The following is a 22,135-nucleotide window of genomic DNA, read 5'->3' on the forward strand; positions in this document are numbered from 1 at the left end:
CGGCGCATGTGCCGGCGGACCGATGTCGGCCGCTGGAAGCTCAAGAGATGAGTGGTTCGGGATGCAAAGACTGTCTCCTCTTTTGATTTTTGCCCGCCCGCGTCGCGCGGCAGACTCGAGGTGCCTTGCACGTCAACCGGGGCCACCCGTTCGCCGATGCCGGCAGGCGTTGTCCCGTTGTCCGTTAACATGCGAGGGGAGCGCCTGCCGATTCGCGAAACGCGCAGCCTACCTGCCCGCGCACGCTTTTTTCATCGAATTAGCGCTACCTCTTGATTTGGATTGTAGTTAAACTACAATTCAGTGTCAAAAAATATTTTATCGGACTACGGTCGCCCTTTCCGGGCAGTAAGCGGTCAGCGCGGCGGCCCCAGGACATCGACGGAGACTCATGCAAACCGATTCAAGCTTCACCTTCGTTCTCTTCGGCGGAACCGGCGATCTGTCGATGCGCAAGATTCTCCCCGCGCTGTTTGAAGCACACCGTGCGGGCGGCATGCTGGCCGACAGCGGCAAGATCGTCGCGGTCGCGCGTCACGTGGCGGATCGCAGCGAATACCTTCAGTGGGTCAACGAGCACGTCAAGCCGCATGTGTCGAAGAACGGCGTCGACGAAGCCGCATGGGCGAGCTTTCTCGCACGCATCGAGTTCGCGAAGATCGACCTCGGCAATCCTGACGACTTCGTGCTGCTGCGCGACGCGGTGAAAGACCTGCCCGGCATCCGCGTGTTTTATCTGGCCACGGGACCGTCGCTCTTCGTGCCGATCTGCCGCGCGCTGGCGTCGGTCGGGCTCAACGAAAACGCGCGCATCGTGCTCGAAAAGCCGCTCGGCTATGACCTCAAGTCGTCGAATGCGATCAACGACGCGGTCGGCGAAATCTTCGCGGAAGAGCAGATCTACCGTATCGACCACTACCTCGGCAAAGAACCCGTGCAGAACCTGTTGGCGCTGCGCTTCGGCAATGCCCTGTTCGAACCGCTGTGGCGCCGCGAGTGGGTGGAAAGCATCCAGATCACGATCGCCGAAGAACTCGGCGTCGAAGCACGCGGCGATTTCTACGACAATACGGGCGCGCTGCGCGACATGGTGCAGAACCATTTGCTGCAACTGCTTTCCATCGTCGCGATGGAGCCGCCGCATTCGATGGACTCCGATTCCGTGCGCGACGAAAAACTGCGCGTGCTGCGGGCGCTCAAGCCGATCAATCCGCTCGACATCGGCAAGGTTGCGGTGCGCGGCCAGTATCATTCGGGCGTAATTCGCGGCAATGCCGTGCCGGCGTATGCGACGGAGCCCGGCGTGAAGCAGAACAGCACGACGGAAACCTTCGTCGCGCTGAAGGTGGAGATTGAAAACTGGCGTTGGGCCGGCGTGCCGTTTTTCCTGCGCACCGGCAAACGGCTCGCTGACCGCGTCGCGGAAATCGTGGTGAATTTCCGCCCGGTGCCGCATTCGGCATTGGGCGCGTCGGCGCTGCGCGCGGGCGCGAATCGTCTGGTGATCCGTTTGCAGCCGAACGAGACGATTCGCCTGTACTGTCTCGCGAAGCAGCCGGGTGAAGGCATGAATCTCGCAAGCGTTCACCTCGACCTCGCGTTCGACCAGTTCTTCCGCGAAGGGCAGATGGAGGCGTATCAACGTCTGCTGCTCGACGTGATCAACGGGCGCCTTGCGTTGTTTGTGCGGCGCGACGAGCAGGAAGCCGCGTGGCGCTGGGTCGAACCGATCCTGAACGAATGGAAGGCTTCGAACAAACCGCCGAAGCCGTATGCGTCGGGTACGTGGGGCCCTGCTGCCGCCAGCGCGATGCTCGCGCAGCACGGCACCTGCTGGCTCGAAGAAGAGAATTGATTCGCGGCGGATAGTCGCCGCGCTAACAAAAAAGCAGCACGGAGGAGAAGTGATCGAGCTTCACGCTTTCGACGATCAACGCGCCCAATCCGACGCGTTGGCGAAGGCTGTCGGCGACGCGTTACATGCGTCGCTGGCCGCCCAGGCGGCAACGTCGGACGCCGGTATTGCCGGCGCGTCCACGGCCGGTATGTCCAACGCCGGCGCGCGCCCGGCTCTGCTCGCCGTGTCCGGCGGCAGCAGCCCGCGCCCGTTCCTGCAGACGTTGTCCACGCAAAGCTTCGACTGGCCGCGCATCGCCGTCACGCTCGTCGACGACCGCTGGGTGCCCGAGACGGACAGCGCAAGCAACGCGCAGCTCGTGCACGCCACGCTGCTGCAGAACGCCGCGCACAACACCACCTTCTGGCCGCTCGTCGACACGTCGCAGGATCTGCACTCGCATGTCGCCGCGCTCAACGCCGACCCGCGTTTTGCGAACGTGCCCGACGTCGCCATCCTCGGCATGGGCGAAGACGGCCATACCGCGTCGATCTTCGCCGACGCGCCCGAATGGGACCATGCCATTACCACCGCCGAGCGCTTTGTCGCCGTGCATCCCGGCAGCGCGCCGCATGCGCGCGTGAGCTGGTCGCTGTCGGCGCTCAAGGAAGTGAAGCACCTGTTTCTGCTGATCGCAGGACCGCGCAAGATGGACGTGCTGAACGCCGCCGCCTCTTCGCTACAAAAAAATGCCATCTCGCAGTTGGCAAACGACAAGGGAGTGAGACTCGATGTCTACTGGTGTGCAAACTAAGGCTGTTCCGGGCGCGGGCCAGCACGCCGACGGACCGAGGCTGCTCGCCGACATCGGCGGCACCAATGCGCGCTTTGCGCTGGAAACCGGACCGGGAGAAATCGGCTCGGTGCAGGTTTATCCGTGCGCGGAGTTCCCCGGTGTCGCCGACGTCATCAAGAAGTATCTGAAGGACACGAAGATCGGCCGCGTGAATCATGCGGCGATTGCGATTGCGAACCCGGTCGACGGCGACCAGGTCAGCATGACGAATCACGACTGGACCTTCTCGATTGAAGCCACGCGCCGCGCGCTCGGCTTCGACACGCTGCTCGTCGTGAACGACTTCACCGCGCTCGCCATGGCCCTGCCGGGCCTGACCGATGCGCAGCGCGTGCAGGTGGGCGGCGGCACGCGCCGCCCGAACAGCGTGATCGGCCTGCTCGGCCCCGGTACGGGCATGGGCGTGTCGGGTCTGATTCCCGCCGACGACCGCTGGATCGCGCTCGGCAGCGAAGGCGGCCACGCCACCTTCGCGCCGGCCGACGAGCGCGAAGACATCGTGCTGCACTACGCGCGCAAGAAGTGGTCGCACGTGTCGTTCGAACGTGTGGCCGCGGGCCCCGGCCTCGAAGTGATTTACCGCGCGCTCGCGGGCCGCGACAAGAAGCGCGTGGCGGCGAACGTGGATACCCGCGAGATCGTCAGACGCGCGCTGGACGGCGAGCCGCTCGCCGCCGAATCCGTCGACGTGTTCTGCGGCATTCTCGGCACCTTCGCGGGCAATATCGCGGTGACGCTGGGCGCGCTCGGCGGCATTTACATTGGCGGCGGCGTGGTGCCGCGGCTCGGCGAATTCTTTGCGCGCTCGTCGTTTCGCAAGCGCTTCGAGGCGAAGGGCCGCTTCGAAGCCTATCTGCAGAACGTGCCGACCTATGTGATTACCGCGGAATATCCCGCGTTTCTCGGTGTCTCGGCGATTCTCGCGGAGCAGTTGTCGAACCGCGCGGGCGGCAGTTCGTCGGCGGTATTCGAGCGGATCCGGCAGATGCGCGACGCGTTGACGCCGGCCGAGCGCCGCGTCGCCGATCTCGCGCTGAACCACCCGCGCTCGATCATCAACGATCCGATCGTCGACATCGCGCGCAAGGCCGACGTGAGTCAGCCGACGGTGATCCGCTTCTGCCGTTCGCTCGGTTGCCAGGGCTTGTCGGACTTCAAGCTGAAGCTCGCCACCGGTTTGACCGGCACGATTCCGGTCAGCCATAGCCAGGTGCATCTCGGCGATACCGCGACCGATTTCGGCGCGAAGGTGCTCGACAACACGGTGTCGGCGATTCTGCAGTTGCGCGAGCATCTGAACTTCGAGCATGTGGAGCGCGCCATCGACCTGCTGAACGGCGCGCGGCGCATCGAGTTTTACGGACTCGGCAATTCGAACATCGTCGCGCAGGACGCGCACTACAAGTTCTTCCGCTTCGGCATTCCGACCATTGCCTATGGCGACCTGTACATGCAGGCGGCGTCGGCGGCGCTGCTCGGCAAGGGCGACGTGATCGTCGCCGTGTCGAAGTCGGGCCGCGCGCCCGAACTGCTGCGCGTGCTGGATGTGGCGATGCAGGCCGGCGCGAAAGTGATCGCGATCACGTCGAGCAATACACCGTTGGCCAAACGCGCCACGGTCGCGCTCGAAACCGATCACATTGAAATTCGCGAGTCGCAGCTCTCGATGATTTCGCGGATCCTGCATCTCGTGATGATCGACATTCTCGCGGTCGGCGTGGCAATTCGCCGCGCGGCGCCGAGCGCCGACGTCGCGGAAGCCGTGGCCAAAGTGCGTCAGGGCGCCGACGACGACGCCACCGCCGTGCTCGACTGGCTCAGCCACGGCGCAGCTTCATCGGCTCGCGACTAGTTCTGGCCGATGCCTGCAGGAAGGCCACGCGAAAGCGTGGCCTTTTGCATTGCATCTTTTATATTGCGCGGCAGATCGAAGCGGGGCCGCGTCGAGCAGCGATAATAGACTCTCCATCGCTTACGGCCACGCATACCGATGATCATTCGTCCGCATCTCCACTGGTTCCGCATGCTGCTCGCCTGGCGGGGCTCGGTCCTTCCGCAGCTGCTTCCGCGGCTCGCCCTCATTCTCGCGATTGCGGTGATTGCGGTCGCGGCGCACGACCATCTGCTGCCGATCTCGCTGAACCTCAACACGACCGCGCCGTTCTCGCTCGTCGGCATCGCGCTCGCGGTGTTTCTCGGCTTTCGCAATAACGCGAGCTACGACCGCTGGTGGGAAGCCCGCAAGCTGTGGGGCCAGTTGCTGAACGACTCGCGTTCGCTGACGCGCCAAGCGCTCACCTTGCGCACGCGCCCGTTGCCGAAAGAAGAGCTGATCGAATTCTGCGCGGCGCTCGGTGCGCTCGCTCACGCGCTGCGCCATCAGCTTCGCAAGACCGATCCGCGCGAAGACCTCGCCCCGCGCCTGCCGCCCGCGCTGTTCGAGCGCGTCATGGCATCGCGCTATAAGCCGGCCACGTTGCTGCTGTTTCTCGGCGAATGGGCACAGCGTCAGGCCCAGAGCGGCGCGATCGATCCGATGGCCGTGCTTGCGTTCGACCGGAATCTGAATGGCTTGTCGGATGTGATCGGCGGATGCGAGCGCATTGCGTCCACGCCGCTGCCGTTTGCCTACTCGGTGATGATTCACCGCACGGTGTACTTCTTCTGCGCGTCGCTGCCGTTCGGACTGGTGGACAGCATCGGCATTTTCACGCCGGTGTTCTCGGTGTTCGTCGCGTACACGTTCATGGCGCACGAAGCGATTGCGTCGCAAATCGAAGAGCCGTTCGGCACCGACGACAACGACCTCGCGCTGAACACCATGTCCGTCATGATCGAAGACGCGATGCGCGACCTGCGCGGCGAGCCCGCGCTCGAGCTGCCGGGTCCGCAGCCAGAGAGCTATGCGCTGACCTGACGGCTCGCGTTCGGCTGCGGATCTAGTGGTTGCCGGCCGTTTCCGACAGACGCTTGAGCGTGGCCACGCGTGCCCCGATGATGTCAATACGGCCGCGCTCGTCGACGAGCGGCGTGGCCGCGTTCAGATAAGCAGTCCACGCCTTTTGTGCGCGCGTGAGCGTGGCGCGCGAGTGTAGCGGCATTTTCGCTTGCAGACGGCGGTAGTAGCGGTTCATGTCGAACATCGCGTGTTCGCAACGCGCGTCGGCGGCACAGGCCCGCAGACGCTTCGTGTGCGGAGAGTCGCCCGCACTCGCGTCGGCCACCGCGCTGCGCAGCACGAGCGCCCGGTCGCGCACCGGCTGCAATTGCATATCGGCTTCGGCGAGCACATACATCGTGCCGCGCGTGGTGGCGAACACCGCCGCGAGCAGCTGCTTTTCGGCATCGCGCGAAGCCTGCCAGGCTGCCTGACTCTTCTCCCACTGTTTGCGCCGCGCCGGCGGCAGTTCCGGCTGCAACTGCCGCCAGGCGTTGTCCAACGCGGTCTTCCAGCCGATGCGCGCCGTCTCCATGCACTGCACCTGCCCCGCCGTGGACGACATGTCGCTGCGCGCGAGACACGTGCGCATGGCCGCGTCGATCGGATCAGCGGCGGCGACTTCGGCGCGCGCCGCGAGCGGCGCGGCGCCCAGCACGAGCGCGCTGGTGAAAGCGAGCGCGAGGGTCCTCTTCAGCCGCATTGTCAGACGCGCACGCAATCGACGAAATACTCGATACGGCCGTTGATCATTTCGCCGACGAGCCCGTGGATGTCCGTGTGGAAACCCGGGAAACGCTCGTTGAACTCGCGCGCAAAGCGCAGGTAGTTGACGATGGTCTTGTTGAAACGCTCGCCCGGAATCAGCAGCGGAATACCCGGCGGATACGGCGTGAGCAGGATCGACGTGACGCGGCCTTCCAGTTCGTCGATCGGCACGCGGTCAATCTCGCGGTGCGCGAGCTTCGCGAATGCGTCCGACGGCTTCATGGCCGGTTCCATGCTCGACAGATACATCTCCGTCGTGAGGCGCGCAATGTCGTTCGCGCGATAGACGCTGTGAATCTGCTGGCACAGATCGCGCAAACCGACACGCTCATAGGTGGGATGCAGCGCGACGAAATCCGGCAACACGCGCCACAGCGGCTGGTTGTTGTCGTAGTCGTCCTTGAACTGCTGAAGCTCCGTGACCATGGAGTTCCAGCGGCCCTTCGTAATGCCGATGGTGAACATGATGAAGAACGAATACAGCCCGGTCTTCTCGACGATGATGCCGTGCTCGGCCAGATACTTCGTGACGATCGCCGCCGGAATGCCAGTCTCGCCAAAGTCGCCGTTCATGTCGAGACCCGGCGTGACGATGGTCGCCTTGATCGGGTCGAGCATGTTGAAGCCCTCGGCGAGCGGGCCGAAGCCGTGCCACGAGTCGTCCGGGCGCAGCATCCAGTCTTCGCGCGAGCCGATGCCTTCTTCGGCGAACTGCTCCGGGCCCCACACTTTGAAGAACCAGTCGTCGCCGTATTCGGCGTCGACTTTGGTCATGGCGCGGCGGAAGTCGAGTGCTTCGGCAATCGACTCCTCGACGAGCGCCGTGCCACCCGGGGCTTCCATCATCGCCGCGGCCACGTCGCACGACGCGATGATCGCGTATTGCGGACTCGTCGACGTATGCATCAGATACGCCTCGTTAAAGCGATGCTTGTCGAAGCGGCTGTTCTTCGAATCCTGCACGACGATCTGCGACGCCTGCGAAATGCCGGCGAGAAGCTTGTGCGTGGAGTGCGTCGCGTAGATCATCGCGCCGATGCGCGGGCGGCCCGAGCCGATTGCGTGCATGTCCTGGTAGAACTCATGGAACTCGGCGTGCGGCAGCCACGCTTCGTCGAAGTGCAGTGTGTCGAGCCATTCGCCCAGCATCTCCTTGATCATCTCGACGTTGTAGATCACGCCGTCGTAGGTGCTTTGCGTGATGGTCAGAATGCGCGGCTTGAGGTTCGGGTTCTTCACCAGCGCTTCGCGCGCGAACGGATTTGCCGCGATCTTCTTGCGGATGTTCTCCGGCTCGAATTCCGAACGCGGAATCGGCCCGATGATGCCGAAGTTGTTGCGCGTCGGCGTGAGAAACACGGGAATCGCGCCCGTCATCGTGATGGCGTGCAGGATCGACTTGTGGCAGTTGCGGTCCACGAGCACGATGTCGCCCGGCGCGACCGTGCCGTGCCAGACGATCTTGTTCGACGTCGACGTGCCGTTGGTCACGAAGAACACGTGGTCCGCGCTGAAAATGCGCGCGGCATTGCGCTCGGACGCCGCGACCGGCCCCGTGTGATCGAGCAGCTGGCCGAGTTCGTCCACGGCATTGCAGACGTCGGCGCGCAGCATGTTTTCGCCGAAGAACTGGTGAAACATCTGTCCGAGCGGGCTCTTCAGGAACGCGACGCCGCCCGAGTGGCCGGGGCAATGCCACGAGTACGAACCTTCGTCGGCGTACTTCACGAGCTCCTTGAAAAACGGCGGCGAGAGCGAGTCGAGATACACCTTGGTCTCGCGGATGATGTGGCGCGCGACGAACTCCGGCGTGTCCTCGAACATGTGAATGAAGCCGTGCAACTCGCGCAGGATGTCGTTCGGCAGGTGGCGCGAGGTGCGCGTCTCCCCGTAGAGGAAAATCGGAATGTCCGCGTTGCGGCGGCGCACTTCGGTCACGAACGCGCGCAGCGCGACGATGGCGGCCGCGAGCTCCGGCGTCTCGCCTTCCACCACGACGTTTTCGACGTAGGGCAGCAACTCGTCGTCGTCGATCGAGAGGATGAAGCACGACGCGCGGCTCGACTGCTGCGCGAACGAAGTCAGATCGCCGTAGCTCGTCAACCCGAGCACTTCCGCGCCTTCTTTCTCGATTGCTTCGGCCAAAGCCCGGATGCCGGAACCCGAGATGTTCTCGGAGCGGAAATCTTCGTCGATGATGACGACGGGAAAACGGAACTTCATGGGCGATTCTCCAAAAAGAACGACCGCTGCATTCTGAAAATCGCAGCGGTCACCCGAATAGCTGGTGGGTCAATGCGCTGCCGACGTCACGTCTTCGGCAACGTGACGCCGTGCTGACCTTGATATTTGCCGCCGCGATCCGCGTACGACGTTTCACAAATCTCGTCGCTTTCGAAAAACAGCACCTGGGCGACGCCTTCGTTCGCGTAGATTTTCGCAGGCAAAGGTGTCGTATTCGAGAATTCGAGCGTGACGTGACCTTCCCATTCCGGCTCGAACGGCGTGACGTTCACGATGATGCCGCAGCGCGCGTACGTGGACTTGCCGAGACACACGGTCAGCACCGAGCGTGGAATGCGGAAATATTCGACCGTGCGGGCGAGCGCGAAGGAATTGGGCGGAATGATGCAGACGTCGCCCTTGAAGTCCACGAACGACTTCTCGTCGAAATTCTTCGGATCGACGATGGTGGAGTTGATGTTCGTGAAGATCTTGAATTCGTCGGCGCAGCGAATGTCGTAGCCGTAGCTCGATGTGCCGTAGCTGACGATCTTCCGGCCGTCCTCGGAGACGCGAATCTGATCGGGCACGAACGGCTCGATCATTTTGTGCGACTCGGCCATGCGCCGGATCCACTTGTCGGATTTGATGGTCATAGGTGAACGCTGCTCGACGTGAATAACAGATGTGTGACGGATAACCACCCGGCGCGTGCCGGATACCTTGCGGCCGGATTAGCGCGCGTCGGGTCAAAACCCCGGCGAGGCGCCCGGGCGCAGCCGCTTGTGCAACCACTCGCTGGCGCGCCTTGCGATGCCGCCAGCCGGACGGCGCGACGAAAGGCGCTTATTTTACGCGATCACGACGAGGCTGCTGCAGATGCGGATCGCGGACGGTTGATCTTGCAGTAAGCGTGGCAACAAGCGGTCAAAATGCGGCCACAATGCGGGGCCGAATAGGGGCCAAGACGTGGGCCAAATGCGTGGGCCAAACGCGTGGGCCAAATGCGCGGGCCAGAACGCCAGGCTCAACCGCCGGGCCGCCGGCGCGTCCGCTCATTGCCGGATCACGCCGCAAGCGAGCGCCGGACCAGCGCCGTGCTGCGGGTACGCGTAGGGATCGGTGGCGTCGTGATGCAGCAGCACCGCGCGCTGCAAGACGGAACGGATGCCGTCGAGCGAAACGTCCGGCGCAACGATAAAACCGGTGGCCACGCCGTTCGCGTCTGCGTGAATGTTGCCGAGGTCGCCTTCCACGCGCGCGCCTGCTTTCAGGCGCTCGGCGGCGGGCGAGAACACCTGGCCGGCGCTCGAACCGTCGGTGGCATTGCAGTCGCCGCGCTCGTGGACTTGCAGCGCGTGGTCGCTATTGGGCGGCAAGCCCGCCAGATTGTAGGAGACCTGCACTCCGTCCGAGCGCTCGATGAACGTCACGAGGCCGCGCGCCTGATTGCCCACGGTGGGCAGCAACTGCGCGTCGGCGCGCTTTTCCTGTGGTCTAAGGAAGGCGCTGCAGCCGCATAGCAGCAGGCTGCTGGCAGTCAGGACGATGAACGCATGCACCGCCTGCCCGTCGATTCGTTTTCCCATGCGATCCTCTTGCCGGCCTGGCGCCCGCCCCTGCGGCCGTCGAGCCGAACCTGTGAAGTCGACATGATACCGCGAGACCTGGCGGAATCAGACGCCGGCGACCGCGCCGGAGCGCGGCCAGCCGGCCCGGGGCGCAGCATGCGCATGGCTCGTCAGGTGTTCTGCACGACGATGTTGGGAAACTTCGAGCTCATGTCGCGCGCCCGCTCGGCGATATGGACGGCCACCTTGCGCGCGATCGTGCGATAGATCTCCGCGATCCGCCCATGCGGATCGGCCACCACCGTCGGCCGGCCGGAGTCGGCCTGCTCGCGGATCGCAATGTCGAGCGGCAGGCTGCCGAGCACGTCGACGCCATATTCCTTGCCCATCCGCTCGCCGCCTCCCGCGCCGAAGATGTGCTCCTCGTGGCCGCAATTCGAGCAGATATGCATGGCCATGTTTTCGACGATGCCGAGAATCGGAATGCCCACTTTCTCGAACATTTTCAGGCCCTTGCGCGCGTCGAGCAGCGCAATGTCCTGCGGCGTGGTGACGATCACGGCGCCCGTCACGGGCACGCGCTGCGAGAGCGTCAACTGGATGTCGCCGGTGCCGGGCGGCATATCGACGATCAGGTAGTCGAGATCGCGCCAGTTGGTCTGCCGCAGCAGCTGTTCGAGCGCCGAGGTGGCCATCGGGCCGCGCCACACCATCGGGTTGTCCTGCTCGATCAGAAAGCCGATCGAGTTGGCCTGCAGACCGTGCCCCGTCATCGGATTCATGGTCTTTTCGTCCGGCGATTCCGGGCGCCCCTCGATGCCGAGCATCACGGGCAGCGAGGGCCCGTAAATGTCCGCGTCGAGGATGCCGACCGACGCGCCCTCGCTCGCCAGCGCGAGCGCCAGATTGACCGCCGTCGTGCTCTTGCCGACGCCGCCTTTGCCCGACGCCACGGCAACAATATTTTTAACGTTCGGCAAGAGTTTCACGCCGCGCTGCACGGTATGCGCGGCGATCTCCTGGGAGACCTCGACGCGCGTGTTTTGCACGCCAGGCACGGCCCGCAACGCATCGTCGAACTGCTTGCGGATCGCTTCGAACTGCCGCGTGGCCGGATAGCCGAGTAGCACCGCGACGCTAACCGTGTCACCCTCCACGGCGACGTTCTTCAGGTTCCTGGCCGCGGCATACGGCCGGCCAGTGTTAGGGTCAGTGACGGCTGCGAGCGCAGCGTCGACCAATGCCCGATCGATACTCATTGACACTCCGAGGGGAACACTTGCGGCGCGGCGCGATCGAACTCTCGGCCACGCGCCGGAATTTGCAAGAAATTGTTAGGCAGCATTGCGAAAACCAGGCGTGCCGGGCACCCTTCGGGCAGGCGGACCGCCGTGGGGCCGCATCGCTGCGCGCCAGCCTTTATTGTAGTGGCTCGTGCGAAGCGGTGCCGGAAGACCCTTCTTCACTGTCGGACCGGGACTGAAGACGGACCGGCGCGTTTTTCGCCACAAGTTTTCGCTGGGGATTTCCCGCGCCGTTGCCGCGGATCAATCCCGGCGCGAGCAGTCAGCTGTGCTGCCGCAACGTTCGCCGCCAAGGCTTGACGTTGCGCAAATGCTTTACCTGCGCGCTTCGTGCGCGTCATTCGCTTCACTCGAGAGGAATCAAAAATGAATGCAAAAATCATGACTCGCCTGGCCGTTTTCGCCGTTGCCGGCTCCGTGCTGGCAGGCTGCGCTTCGCAACAGGGTACTAACACAGCCGTCGGCACGGGCGTGGGCGCCGGCACCGGTGCGGCGCTGGGCGCAATCTTCGGCGGCGGCAAGGGCGCGGCAATCGGCGCCGGCGTCGGCGCTGCGGTGGGCGGCATTACCGGCTACAACTGGCAAGCGATTCACAACAAGCTGTCGGGCGCGACCAAGGGCACCGGCACGCAGATCACCGAGCAGCCGGACGGCTCGCTCAAGCTCAACATTCCGAGCTCGGTCACCTTCGACACCAACAGCTACGCGATCAAGCCCTCGTTCGCGCCGGTGCTGGATCAGCTGACGCAGACGCTGCAGCAGAATCCGGAAGTGATCGCACAAGTCGTCGGCCACACCGACAGCACCGGTCAGCCGGCTTACAACCAGACGCTGTCGGTCAATCGCGCGCAAAGCGTGGTGGGCTTCCTCGAGCAACGCGGCGTCGCGCCGCAGCGCCTGTCGGCGCAGGGCATGGGCCAGAACCAGCCGATCGCCGACAACAGCACGGAAGCCGGCCGCGCCGCCAACCGTCGCGTGGAAATCTACCTGCGCGCCACGGCGCAACACACGACGCAATAAGGACAGCGCGGAGAAAAGCGGCGGGCCGGCCGTGAAGCGCGCCGGGCCGCCGCGCGCGGGCGGAGTGTCAGGCGGCGCCGGGCGCCTTGCGCGCACCGGCTGCTGCCTGCGCGGTGGCCGCCAGCGGCGGTGCCAACGCTGGCGCACCGGGTGACGCCAACGCCGTAAAACGTCCAGCGCAGAAAATCTCACCTGGGAACGAAAAAATTTCGAACTCTCGCGGAAATCCGCTGTCTGTCTTTACGGTACGTGGCTGGCGAAGCCGCCGCGTCACCATTCTCCTCTTGTCGTTGTTGCTCCGGGGTTAATCGCCCCGGTTTTTTTTGGGCGCTCGCTTTTCGCAACGGCAAGCGGCGCGGCACCGGCGCGGCACCGCCCCAGGTCCGCGCGAGCCCGCGCCCGGCGGGCGTCCGCCCTGCTAGAATCGACCTTTCGTCCCACCGCAGGCTCCCACCATCCTTATGTCAGCACCCGCAACCGATCTCACCGCAGGCGCGCCGTCGGGCCGCCGCCAGATTCTCGTCACGTCGGCCCTTCCCTACGCGAATGGGCAAATTCATATCGGCCATCTGGTCGAATATATCCAGACGGACATCTGGGTCCGCGCGCTGCGAATGCACGGGCACGAGGTCTATTACGTGGGCGCCGACGACACGCACGGCACGCCGGTCATGCTGCGCGCCGAAAAGGAAGGCGTGACGCCGAAGCAGCTGATCGACCGCGTCTGGCAGGAGCACAAGCGCGATTTCGACAGCTTCGGCATTTCGTTCGACAACTACTATTCCACCGACTCGGAAGAGAACCGCGTCCTCAGCGAGAACGTCTACCTCGCGCTGAAGGAAGCCGGGCTGATCGAGGCGCGCGACATCGAGCAGGCCTACGACCCGGTCAAGGAAATGTTCCTGCCGGACCGCTTCATCAAGGGCGAGTGCCCGAAATGCGGCGCGAAAGACCAGTACGGCGACAGCTGCGAAGTATGCGGATCGACTTATCAGCCGACCGAACTCGTCAATCCGTATTCGGTCGTCTCGGGCGCCACGCCGGTTCGCAAGACGTCGACGCACTACTTTTTCCGCCTCTCCGATCCCCGCTGCGAGAACTTCCTGCGCGCGTGGGTGGGCGGCCTCGCGCAGCCGGAAGCGACCAACAAGATGCGCGAGTGGCTCGGCGACGCGGGCGAAGCGAAGCTCGCCGACTGGGACATCTCGCGCGACGCGCCGTACTTCGGCTTTGAGATTCCGGGCGCGCCGGGCAAGTACTTCTACGTGTGGCTGGACGCGCCGGTCGGCTATTACGCGAGCTTCAGGAACCTCGCGCAAAAGCGCGGTCTCGACTTCGACGCGTGGGTCCGCAAGGGCTCCACGGCCGAGCAGTATCACTTCATCGGCAAAGACATTCTGTATTTCCACACGCTGTTCTGGCCGGCCATGCTCGAGTTTTCGGGCCATCGCACGCCGACCAACGTGTTCGCGCACGGCTTTCTGACGGTGGACGGCGCGAAAATGTCCAAGTCGCGCGGCACCTTCATTACCGCGCAGAGCGTGATCGACACCGGGCTGAATCCGGAATGGCTGCGCTACTACTTCGCGGCCAAGCTGAACAGCACGATGGAAGACCTCGACCTGAACCTCGACGACTTCCAGGCGCGCGTGAACAGCGATCTGGTCGGCAAGTACGTGAATATCGCGAGCCGCGCCGCGGGTTTCCTGATCAAGCGCTTCGAAGGCCGCGTGCAGGACAGCGCGATGCAGCATCCGCTCCTCGCCACGCTGCGCGCCGCCATTCCGCAAATCGCCGCGAACTACGAGGCACGCGAGTACAACCGCGCGCTGCGCCACACCATGGAACTGGCCGACGCGGTCAACGCTTACGTCGACACCGCGAAGCCCTGGGACCAGGCTAAAGATCCGGCCAACGCAGTCGCGCTGCATGAAACCTGCAGCGTGAGCATCGAGGCATTCCGGCTGCTGTCGGTCGCGCTGAAACCCGTGCTGCCGAAGCTGGCGGAATCGGTCGAGGCATTCCTCGGCATCGAGCCGCTTCAATGGGCGGACGCGAATGTGCCGCTCAGCTCGGCGCGTCCCATCAACGCCTATAAGCATCTGATGACGCGTGTCGATCCGAAACAGATCGAAGCGCTGCTCGCCGCCAATCGCGAGTCGCTGCAAGCCACGCCGGAAACGGCCGCGCCTGCTGCCGACGCGAAGACGAAGTCGAAGGCCGCGAAAGCCGCAACGACCGCTGCGGCCGCGCATGACGAAACGCCCGGCGTCATCTCGATCGACGACTTCGCGAAGATCGATCTGCGCGTCGCGAAAATTGTCGACTGCAAGGCGGTGGAAGGCTCGGACAAGCTGCTGCAACTCACGCTGGATGTGGGCGAGGAGAAAACGCGCAACGTGTTCTCGGGCATCAAGTCCGCGTACCAGCCGGAGCAGCTGATCGGCAAGCTGACGGTGATGGTTGCGAATCTGGCGCCGCGCAAGATGAAGTTCGGCCTGTCCGAAGGCATGGTGCTGGCCGCGTCGGCGGCGGATGAAAAAGCCGAGCCGGGGCTCTACGTGCTGGAGCCGCACAGCGGCGCGAAGCCGGGCATGCGCGTCAAGTAACTGTTGGGAACGAGGCGGGAGCACCCCGCTTCCCTTCGCAATAGAAAAACGGCACGCCCCTGAAAAGGCGTGCCGTTTTTTCATCCACGCAATACGTCACCAATACGTGACTAAAGCGTGACCAACGCGTCACCACTTGATCCGGTCATAACGCCGCGTGTAGAGCAGCGTGATGCCGTCGAACGTGCCGCCGTAAGCGGCGACGGACCAGTAGCGCGTCAGGTTGATGGTCGCCTTGATCGCATTGCTTGCCGACTGCAAGCCCTGTTCGTAGCCGATCACCAGCCATTCGTTGATCGCCTTCGACACCATCACCACCTGCGGATCGGTCAGCCCGACCTCGCTGCGGCCAATCGAAAACTCGTCGAGGCCGAACGTCTGCGCGATCCGCTTGCCGCTCGCGCTGCCGAGCAATGCGAGCGCCGTGGTCATCGTGCTCTGCTGGCCGAGGTTGTTGCCCTGATCCGTGCCGTGGCCGAACAGCAGCCACGAGAGCTTTTCGTTGTCCGGCACGTTCGGCTCCGAAACGAGCTTCGCGACGGGAAACTGAACCGTGCCCGTGACCTGCACGCCGGCTTCGACCTGCTGGTTGCGGCGCATCGCCAGAATGTTGATGCCCGGATTGGCCACCGGTCCGTTGAACGTAAAAAAGCCGTTCTCGATGTTGAGCTTGCGGCCAAACGCGGTGTAGGTGGAGCCCGGCGTCACGCGGACGTTGCCGACCGCGCGCAGCGGCAGATTCGGCGCGCTCATTGCCGTGATGGTGCCGGTCAGGCCGAGATCGGCGCCCTGCCCGCGGAAGCGGAAGTTGTCGCCGAGACTGATGTCGATGTTCGCACGCGGCGCGAACGGACCAATCGGCTTGTTGCTGCCGGGCACCGGCTGCGGCCGCTCACCGGCCACGGTGCCGTCCGGACGCACGACGACGACGTCGTCGCCGAGTTTGGGCGCCGACTGCTCCGGCATGTCGAAGAGCGCATGGTCGACGACGAACTTGCCGTTGATCGCCATGCCGCCCTGCGCGCCCGCGTTCGCCACCGTCGCGCTGCCCGTCAGCGACAGGTTGCGGTCCGGCGCGGCAAAAAGCTCGAGCTTGTCCGCGACGATGCTCGCCGTCAGATCCGGCTCCGCGCCGTCGAGCCGCACCCGGCCCGTGGCTCGCAAGGTGCCGCTCGCGCCGTGGAATTCGACCTGCTGGAAGTCCACGAGATTGTGCGACAGCGCGATGCGCACAATGCCTTCCTTCAGCTGCACGCCCTGATCGACAAGCGTGGCGGAGAGGTCGTCGCCGAGCAGCGAGCCGGTCAGATTGGGCTTCGCGACCGTGCCGCCGAGCGCGAGCTTGAGCGCGAGATGGCCGTCGAGCAGATAACTCGGCCCGAACAGCCCACCGGTGGTTTTCAGCGACGGCACATTGGCGCTCACATTGCCGGTGAGCGCGCTTTCGTCGTCGACGGTCAGGAAGCCCTCGCGCGCGACAAGCGTGGTGTGCGCGTCGGCGTCGATCACGCCGATGCGGCTCGCCTGCGCATGCAGCGTCGCGTTGAGCCGGCTGCCGCCGCTGAAGTCGGCGCGCGCGCCGATATCGGTAATGCCGAGCGACGCCAGCCCGCGGCCGATCTCGACCGTGACGTCGCCGCTGCGGCGCTTTATCTGGATATGCCCGCTCGCCGTGCTGCCGAGCGCGAAGTCCCAGTCGCCGTCGAAAATCAGATCGGTCTTGACGGCCGGCGGCGCGCCGGTGATCTCGCGCCGCAAATCCTGCAGGCGCGCGAGCGAAATGCCGGTCAGACTGCCCGCCGATTGCACCCGGCCGTGGTCGAGCGCGAACGATTTCAGGCTCAGCACCGCGCCTTCGAGCGTGAGCCGCGTCGCGCCGAGCGTCAGGCGGCGGGGGCCGGCGCTGACGGCGAGCGGAGACTCCAGATTCAGCGCCGGGGTGCCGCGGTTTTGCAGACGCGTCACGGTGCCGTCCCAGTGCGTGCCGTCGCGCGCCTCGGTAAGCTTGCCGTTCGCCGCGAGCGTCAGATCGAGCGGCCGGTCCTGCAGCTTGCCGGTCGCGGCGGCTTCGAGCGAATGATTGGCGCGCGTGCCCGAAAGCCGCGCGGTGAGCGTGGCCAGATCCACGCCGCCCGCGCTCACGTTGCGCGCGTCGGTCGTGAAAACCAGCGCACCGTTCGCGCCGTCGCGCAATTCGGCGTGGCCTTCTGCATGGCCGATGCGGTTGCTGCTCAGCACGACGCTGTCGGCCTTGTAGTTCAGCACGACATTCGGATGATCGAACGAGCCGGTCAGATCGCCGTCGGCGGCAATGAGCCCGGCGAGGCCGAAGCCGAGGCGCTCGAGTGCCGGGGCGTCGATATGAAAGCGCAAGCGGTCGCCGCGCGCGCCGAAGCTGCCCGCGAGATCGACCTGGTTGCCCGCCACCGACAGGTTCGCGCGGCTCGGCAGGATGCGCGAGCCCGCCAGCTGCACGGTGCCGCCGCCCGTCAGCGGCAGACCGTCATAGACGCTCGGGCCGAGGCGGAACTCGGCCTTGGTCGTGAAAGCCGGAGTGAGCATGCCGGTGGCGGACAGGGTGCCGTTGACCCTCGCCTCGATCTTGCGCACGGGCGGCGCCGTGCGTTTCGGCGCTGGTTTTTTGCGCGCCATGACCTCCGTCTTCACGACGGCCTTGCCGGTGTTCGCGACGGCCGCCGCCGCTTTGTCGGCCGGGGCCGCGCTTTTTGCACCAGCGGTGCTGCCCACTTGCGCCGCGGCTTCGGCGGCGAGCTTGCCTCTCGCCGCGTTCTGCGGCGCGGAAGGCCCGTCGACCGGCTTGCGCGACGGCATTTGCGACGTCAGCGTCAACGGGTCGAAGTCGGTCAGTTGCGCCTTCAGGTTGTAGCTCGAATTCGCGTCGTGCTTGAGCGCGCCGGAGAGCTCGATGCGGCCTTTGCCCGAGGTAATGCGCACGTCGTTGAAACTGAGCCGTGCGGGGTCCATGGTGAGCTTGCCTTGCGCGCGCAGCGCCGCCTTCGGGTCGGCAAGATCGAGCGTGACGCTTTGAATATCGTCGTTCAGACGGATGGCGATCGGCCCAGCAAGCTGCGTCGGGCGCACGGTCGCCTCGAGTGCGTTCAGGTCCAGTCCCGCGACCTGCAGATCAAACTGGCCGCGCTTGCCCGCCAGCGTGCCGCCGCCGGTGAGTGTCGCGCTTTTCACCAGCCGGACGGCCAGGTTCGAGATGCGTTGCGCCTCGGCGTCGAGGCGCACGTCGGCGTTAGCGTCGATGAGCGGCAGCAGGTTTTGGTCGATCGCGCCCGGGCGCGCGTTGACGATCGAGACATGGCCAGCTACGGCAAACGGGGCGGCGGCGGTTTTGCCGGCGGGTTTGCCAACGGCGGGCGGGCGGGTGGAACTTGCCGCCTGCGACTGCGCCTGCGCGCGGCGCTCGGCGGCGCTGCCAGTCACGGCTGCACCGGAACTGGAAGGCAAACGGGCGCTCGCGCCGGCCGCATCGGGGGCATTTTTCGCACCGTCAAAACCCCCGCTGCCGACCGCCTGCCCCACCGGCTGCAACTCCGCTCTCACCGACAGATCGGCGAGCGGCGCGCCCGGCGCAAACGCCTGCGGGTTGACGTGATCGAAGCTCAGCGTGGCGCGCTTGAGCGGCACCTCGGCGAACGGCGTGGCCTCGACCTCGGCGCGGCCGGCGAGCTTCATGCCGCTTGCATCGAGTTCAGCGAGGAGATTCTGCAGCGACCCGCTCAGATGGCCGCCCACCTGCACCGGCTCGTCGCGGACCTTCCCCGAGTAACCGACGTCGCCGGTGAGCGGAAAGGGTTTCACGCCGTCGAGCTTCGCCGACGCCGTCACCGCGCCGAACGGCGTGTCGAGCCGCTCGACGGCAGCCTCGTGATGCCGCCCGTCGCTGCGTCCGTGAAAAGCAAAGTGCGCAAACTCGCTCGTCGACGTGCCCTGGCGCAGCAACAGCCTGTCCACCTGGGCGTCGCGGATTTCGAGCTGCATCGGCAGACGCAGGTCTTGCGGCAGTTTGAGCGGCTCGTTGCTGCCCGGCGACGACGCGCCGATGCGCGCATCCACCGTGCCGACATGGAGATAGTCGATCGTGAAGCGCCACGGTTCGCGCGTGAGCTCCCAGCGGCCCGACACCCGGTCGATCTGGATGTCCGTGCCGCTGCCGTCAAGCGCGCGCCAGCGCACGGCTCGCAGCCGCACGCCGTTGGCGAGCGCGCCGCCTTCGAGCGTGCCGGTCAGCTTGCCGCCCAGCAGCTTGACCGCCGCCTGCCATGCGTACGCGGTGCCGCGCTCGGTGGTAACGGCGCCATACAGCAGGCCGAGCGCCAGCGCGACCAGCAGCACCAGCACGACGAGCGTCCAGCCAAGCGTTTTCAGCAGCAGACGCGCGGCGCCGCGGCGCTTTGGCGGCGGCCCCGGCGGCCCCGGCGGCCCCGCTTCCGGAGCGCCGGGCGGCTCGTTGCCAGGCGGCGGCGCGGGAGGTTGAGCGGAAACGTCCGTGGTCATGCGCGGTTCGGGTTCAGAGAAATGTCCATCAGAAGGCGATCCCCAGTGTCAGATAGGGCCGCACGCTTCTGTTGCGGATGCCGTAGGCCAGATCCACGTTGACGGGACCGACCGGGCTGCGCCAGCGCGCGCCGACGCCCACGCCCGGATAAAACACCCTCTCGCCCCAGGTGTCGGTGGCCGTGCCGACGTCGAAGAACGCGGCCGCGCCCCAGTCGTGGCTGAACCAATGCTGGTATTCCGCCGACGCCGTCACGAGATACTTGGTCGGCAGCACGGAGCCCTGGACGTTGTTACCAATGCTCTGATACCCATAGCCGCGCACCGAATTCGAGCCGCCGGCGCGAAACAGCAGCGACGCCGGAATGCCGCTCGAACTGCCGCTCGTGAACACGCCGCCCAGTTCGGCGCGCAACACCACGAGGTCTTCCTTGCCGATCGGAAGATACTGCTGGCCGCGCGCGTAGCCGCGGATAAACGTCTGATCGGTGAGCGCGCCCTTCACCGCGAAGCCGGCCTCCACATGAATCAGGTTGCCTTTGCGCGGGAACAGCGGGTCGTCGGTATTGCGCCGGGTCCATGACCACGACGGCACCAGCGCACGGCTCGTGGTCGGCGCACCAACGTTCTGATCCAGCCGGTCCTGGTAGAACAGGATCGCGTACGTGTAGTCGATGAATTGCGACGTACGAGCGCGCTGCACGCCGCCGCGGATACTGTAGATGCGCGTGTCGGAAACGTCTGTGGTCGTGTAGGAGGCGAGCACGCTGTTAGTCCACGCGCGCGGCCCGGGCGGCATCGCGAGCTGGATCTGGCCGTATTGCTGGACCTGATCCAGACGGCCGTCGACGGTGAATGGCCAGGCCTTGCCGAACGTGTTCAGATACGAGTACGCGCCCTGCACCAGCGCGCCGTTATCGGTCGAATAGCCGACGCCGCCGCGAATACTGTTGTACGGATATTCCGACACCTTCACGTGAACCGGCGTGTCGACAGGCTTGGCCGGGTCGCTGTCCACGTCGATCGCGACGCTCGCGTAGTAGGGCGTGTTCTGCAACTGCCGCTGCAATTCGGTAATGCGCTGAACGTCGTAAATGTCGCCCACTGAAATAGGATTGACGTTTTCGACGATCTGCTCCGGATAGCGCCGCGTGCCCGACACGTCGAGCTTACCCATCGTGAACGTCGGGCCGCTTTCATAGACGACCGACAGCTTCGCCTCGTGCGTGCGCGGATCGACGCGCGCCTCGGAGTGATAGATCTTCGCGCCGAGATAGCGGCGGGCCTGCAACGCCTTCAGCGACGCGTTCTTGGCGTCGTCCCAGTCGCCCTGCGAAAAGGCATCGCCTTCGTGCAGCGAAAAGGCGAAGCGCGCGGCGTTTTCCTGCGCTGGGTCCTCGGTCAACACCGGACCGCGAAACGACAGCGAAATCGAGTTGATGGTGGTTTGCGGCCCCGGATCCACGCTCACTGTGACGTGCTTGGTGTTATCCACCGTGCGCACGTCGGTACGGACGACGGGCGTGAAGTAGCCCTGCGTCGCCGCCAGATCGCGGACCTGCTGCGGCGTGGCCGTGATCAGAAATTCGAACTGGTCGTCGCTGATGTCGGGGCGCTTTGCGAAGCGCGCAATGTCCAGATGCTCGTCGAGGAGCTTGCGCAGCGAACGCGGCGTGGCTTCGACGTCGACCTTGTAGCTGGCCGCTGCGCGCGCCGCGTGAGCGGGGCCGCCGGGGAGCAAGGACAGCAGGATGCCGAGCGCAAGCGAGGCGCGCAGCCAGCGCCGCAGCGCCGCAGCGCCGGCTGCCGCCGGCCACGGCGCTCTGCCCCGCCCGCCGGCTTCGCCGCGCCGCTCATGCGGCTTTTCGATCGCACACCCCGCCAAGCAGGACCTCCGGCCATGGTTGATGAATTTGTCGTTCGGGCGCGCAGTGCCGCCGAAGCTCGCTATTTGACCACATCGGCGGGACTACGCTGTCTCCGCGCTATCTCGTAATGCACCCGCGAGCGGACCCGCAAGGACATCGCCTGAAAGGCGGCAGCCAACGCCGCGGCGCCGGGGCGCGCGGCCCGCCGCCCGCGGCCGACGCGCCCGCCTTTGACGCACCTATTGCGCGCGGGTTCCAGCCACGCCCGCCGCGCGAACATGCCGGCCAAAGCGTTCGCCGCCGACGGGGTTTTTCGACCGCGCGCGGCGCATGCGCTAAAATCGCGAAATCGAGTCGCGGCACCCGCACCAAGCCGGGCAAGCCGCCATTTCACCCACTACGGACGTCGAGCCATGTATCAATCGGACATCACCCAGTTCCTGAACCAGCTCAAGCAGCAGAAGCCCAACCTGGAAGCCGAGCAACGCCGCGGCCGGGCGCTTTTGTGGGACAAGCAGCCGATCGACCTGGAAGAGCGTGCCGAGCAGAAAGCTTCGCGCGTCGAACAGACGCCTTACCAGTACTACCAGAACTTCTGAGCGCCGCGCCGCAAC

14 protein-coding genes are annotated in these 22,135 nt (G+C 65.2%); 7 read left to right on the forward strand and 7 right to left on the reverse strand.

What is annotated here, in order from left to right; translation table 11 throughout:
- Nucleotides 1-391 precede the first annotated feature (391 nt).
- From zwf to ACEN8U_RS27665, 4 genes are all read left to right on the forward strand, one after another.
- On the forward strand, nt 392-1,855 hold the full coding sequence (zwf, locus tag ACEN8U_RS27650) for a glucose-6-phosphate dehydrogenase (RefSeq protein WP_310105838.1): 1,464 nt from the start codon (nt 392-394) through the stop codon (nt 1,853-1,855).
- A gap of 49 nt (nt 1,856-1,904) precedes the next feature.
- Nucleotides 1,905-2,651, forward strand: coding sequence for a 6-phosphogluconolactonase (pgl, locus tag ACEN8U_RS27655; RefSeq protein WP_015001994.1), 747 nt, complete (start codon nt 1,905-1,907; stop codon nt 2,649-2,651).
- Nucleotides 2,629-4,545 (forward strand): bifunctional transcriptional regulator/glucokinase, encoded by a 1,917-nt coding sequence (locus ACEN8U_RS27660; protein ID WP_041745056.1) that lies wholly within the window; start codon nt 2,629-2,631, stop codon nt 4,543-4,545. Before pgl ends, ACEN8U_RS27660 begins: the two co-directional genes overlap by 23 nt.
- A 138-nt stretch (nt 4,546-4,683) precedes the next feature.
- Nucleotides 4,684-5,610 (forward strand): bestrophin family protein, encoded by a 927-nt coding sequence (locus tag ACEN8U_RS27665; protein WP_310105833.1) that lies wholly within the window; start codon nt 4,684-4,686, stop codon nt 5,608-5,610.
- Nucleotides 5,611-5,632: 22 nt separating this feature from the next.
- Here the strand turns inward: ACEN8U_RS27665 and ACEN8U_RS27670 are convergent, their stop codons facing one another.
- The 5 genes from ACEN8U_RS27670 to apbC form a co-directional block, all read right to left on the reverse strand.
- The gene (locus ACEN8U_RS27670; RefSeq protein WP_310105830.1) at nt 5,633-6,334 is read right to left on the reverse strand and encodes a lysozyme inhibitor LprI family protein; all 702 of its coding nucleotides are present in this window, start codon (nt 6,332-6,334) and stop codon (nt 5,633-5,635) included.
- Nucleotides 6,335-6,336: 2 nt separating this feature from the next.
- Nucleotides 6,337-8,622, reverse strand: coding sequence for an arginine/lysine/ornithine decarboxylase (locus ACEN8U_RS27675; protein WP_310105828.1), 2,286 nt, complete (start codon nt 8,620-8,622; stop codon nt 6,337-6,339).
- A gap of 86 nt (nt 8,623-8,708) precedes the next feature.
- Entirely contained in the window at nt 8,709-9,278 is a 570-nt protein-coding gene (dcd, locus tag ACEN8U_RS27680) for a dCTP deaminase (RefSeq protein ID WP_013338490.1), read from the reverse strand.
- Nucleotides 9,279-9,677: 399 nt separating this feature from the next.
- Entirely contained in the window at nt 9,678-10,211 is a 534-nt protein-coding gene (locus ACEN8U_RS27685) for a superoxide dismutase family protein (protein ID WP_013587491.1), read from the reverse strand.
- 152 nt (nt 10,212-10,363) lie between these two features.
- Nucleotides 10,364-11,452 (reverse strand): iron-sulfur cluster carrier protein ApbC, encoded by a 1,089-nt coding sequence (gene apbC, locus ACEN8U_RS27690; RefSeq protein WP_310105825.1) that lies wholly within the window; start codon nt 11,450-11,452, stop codon nt 10,364-10,366.
- Between the two features lie 411 nt (nt 11,453-11,863).
- Here apbC and ACEN8U_RS27695 point away from each other — a divergent pair, with 411 nt between their 5' ends.
- The gene (locus ACEN8U_RS27695; protein ID WP_013587489.1) at nt 11,864-12,517 is read left to right on the forward strand and encodes an OmpA family protein; all 654 of its coding nucleotides are present in this window, start codon (nt 11,864-11,866) and stop codon (nt 12,515-12,517) included.
- Between the two features lie 461 nt (nt 12,518-12,978).
- Complete coding sequence (gene metG, locus ACEN8U_RS27700; RefSeq protein WP_015001989.1) at nt 12,979-15,126, forward strand: methionine--tRNA ligase; 2,148 nt, start codon at nt 12,979-12,981, stop codon at nt 15,124-15,126.
- Nucleotides 15,127-15,255: 129 nt separating this feature from the next.
- Here metG and ACEN8U_RS27705 read toward each other — a convergent pair whose 3' ends face one another.
- Together ACEN8U_RS27705 and ACEN8U_RS27710 are read right to left on the reverse strand one after the other, a co-directional pair.
- Complete coding sequence (locus tag ACEN8U_RS27705; RefSeq protein ID WP_310105822.1) at nt 15,256-19,653, reverse strand: translocation/assembly module TamB domain-containing protein; 4,398 nt, start codon at nt 19,651-19,653, stop codon at nt 15,256-15,258.
- A gap of 28 nt (nt 19,654-19,681) precedes the next feature.
- Complete coding sequence (locus ACEN8U_RS27710; protein WP_015001987.1) at nt 19,682-21,538, reverse strand: autotransporter assembly complex protein TamA; 1,857 nt, start codon at nt 21,536-21,538, stop codon at nt 19,682-19,684.
- Between the two features lie 396 nt (nt 21,539-21,934).
- Here ACEN8U_RS27710 and ACEN8U_RS27715 point away from each other — a divergent pair, with 396 nt between their 5' ends.
- Nucleotides 21,935-22,120 (forward strand): DUF3460 family protein, encoded by a 186-nt coding sequence (locus ACEN8U_RS27715; protein ID WP_013338483.1) that lies wholly within the window; start codon nt 21,935-21,937, stop codon nt 22,118-22,120.
- The last annotated feature ends 15 nt before the right edge of the window (nt 22,121-22,135 follow it).

It is taken from the genome of Paraburkholderia phenoliruptrix, assembly GCF_047325075.1.
GTDB lineage: Bacteria > Pseudomonadota > Gammaproteobacteria > Burkholderiales > Burkholderiaceae > Paraburkholderia > Paraburkholderia phenoliruptrix.

Coding starts and splice junctions, on each gene's coding strand:
- zwf (WP_310105838.1), top strand. CDS start 392: ATGCAAACCGATTCAAGCTTCACCTTCGTTCTCTTCGGCGGAACCGGC.
- ACEN8U_RS27685 (WP_013587491.1), bottom strand. CDS start 10,211: ATGGGAAAACGAATCGACGGGCAGGCGGTGCATGCGTTCATCGTCCTG.
- metG (WP_015001989.1), top strand. CDS start 12,979: ATGTCAGCACCCGCAACCGATCTCACCGCAGGCGCGCCGTCGGGCCGC.
- dcd (WP_013338490.1), bottom strand. CDS start 9,278: ATGACCATCAAATCCGACAAGTGGATCCGGCGCATGGCCGAGTCGCAC.
- ACEN8U_RS27660 (WP_041745056.1), top strand. CDS start 2,629: ATGTCTACTGGTGTGCAAACTAAGGCTGTTCCGGGCGCGGGCCAGCAC.
- ACEN8U_RS27695 (WP_013587489.1), top strand. CDS start 11,864: ATGAATGCAAAAATCATGACTCGCCTGGCCGTTTTCGCCGTTGCCGGC.
- ACEN8U_RS27670 (WP_310105830.1), bottom strand. CDS start 6,334: ATGCGGCTGAAGAGGACCCTCGCGCTCGCTTTCACCAGCGCGCTCGTG.
- ACEN8U_RS27675 (WP_310105828.1), bottom strand. CDS start 8,622: ATGAAGTTCCGTTTTCCCGTCGTCATCATCGACGAAGATTTCCGCTCC.
- ACEN8U_RS27715 (WP_013338483.1), top strand. CDS start 21,935: ATGTATCAATCGGACATCACCCAGTTCCTGAACCAGCTCAAGCAGCAG.
- ACEN8U_RS27705 (WP_310105822.1), bottom strand. CDS start 19,653: ATGACCACGGACGTTTCCGCTCAACCTCCCGCGCCGCCGCCTGGCAAC.
- ACEN8U_RS27665 (WP_310105833.1), top strand. CDS start 4,684: ATGATCATTCGTCCGCATCTCCACTGGTTCCGCATGCTGCTCGCCTGG.
- apbC (WP_310105825.1), bottom strand. CDS start 11,452: ATGAGTATCGATCGGGCATTGGTCGACGCTGCGCTCGCAGCCGTCACT.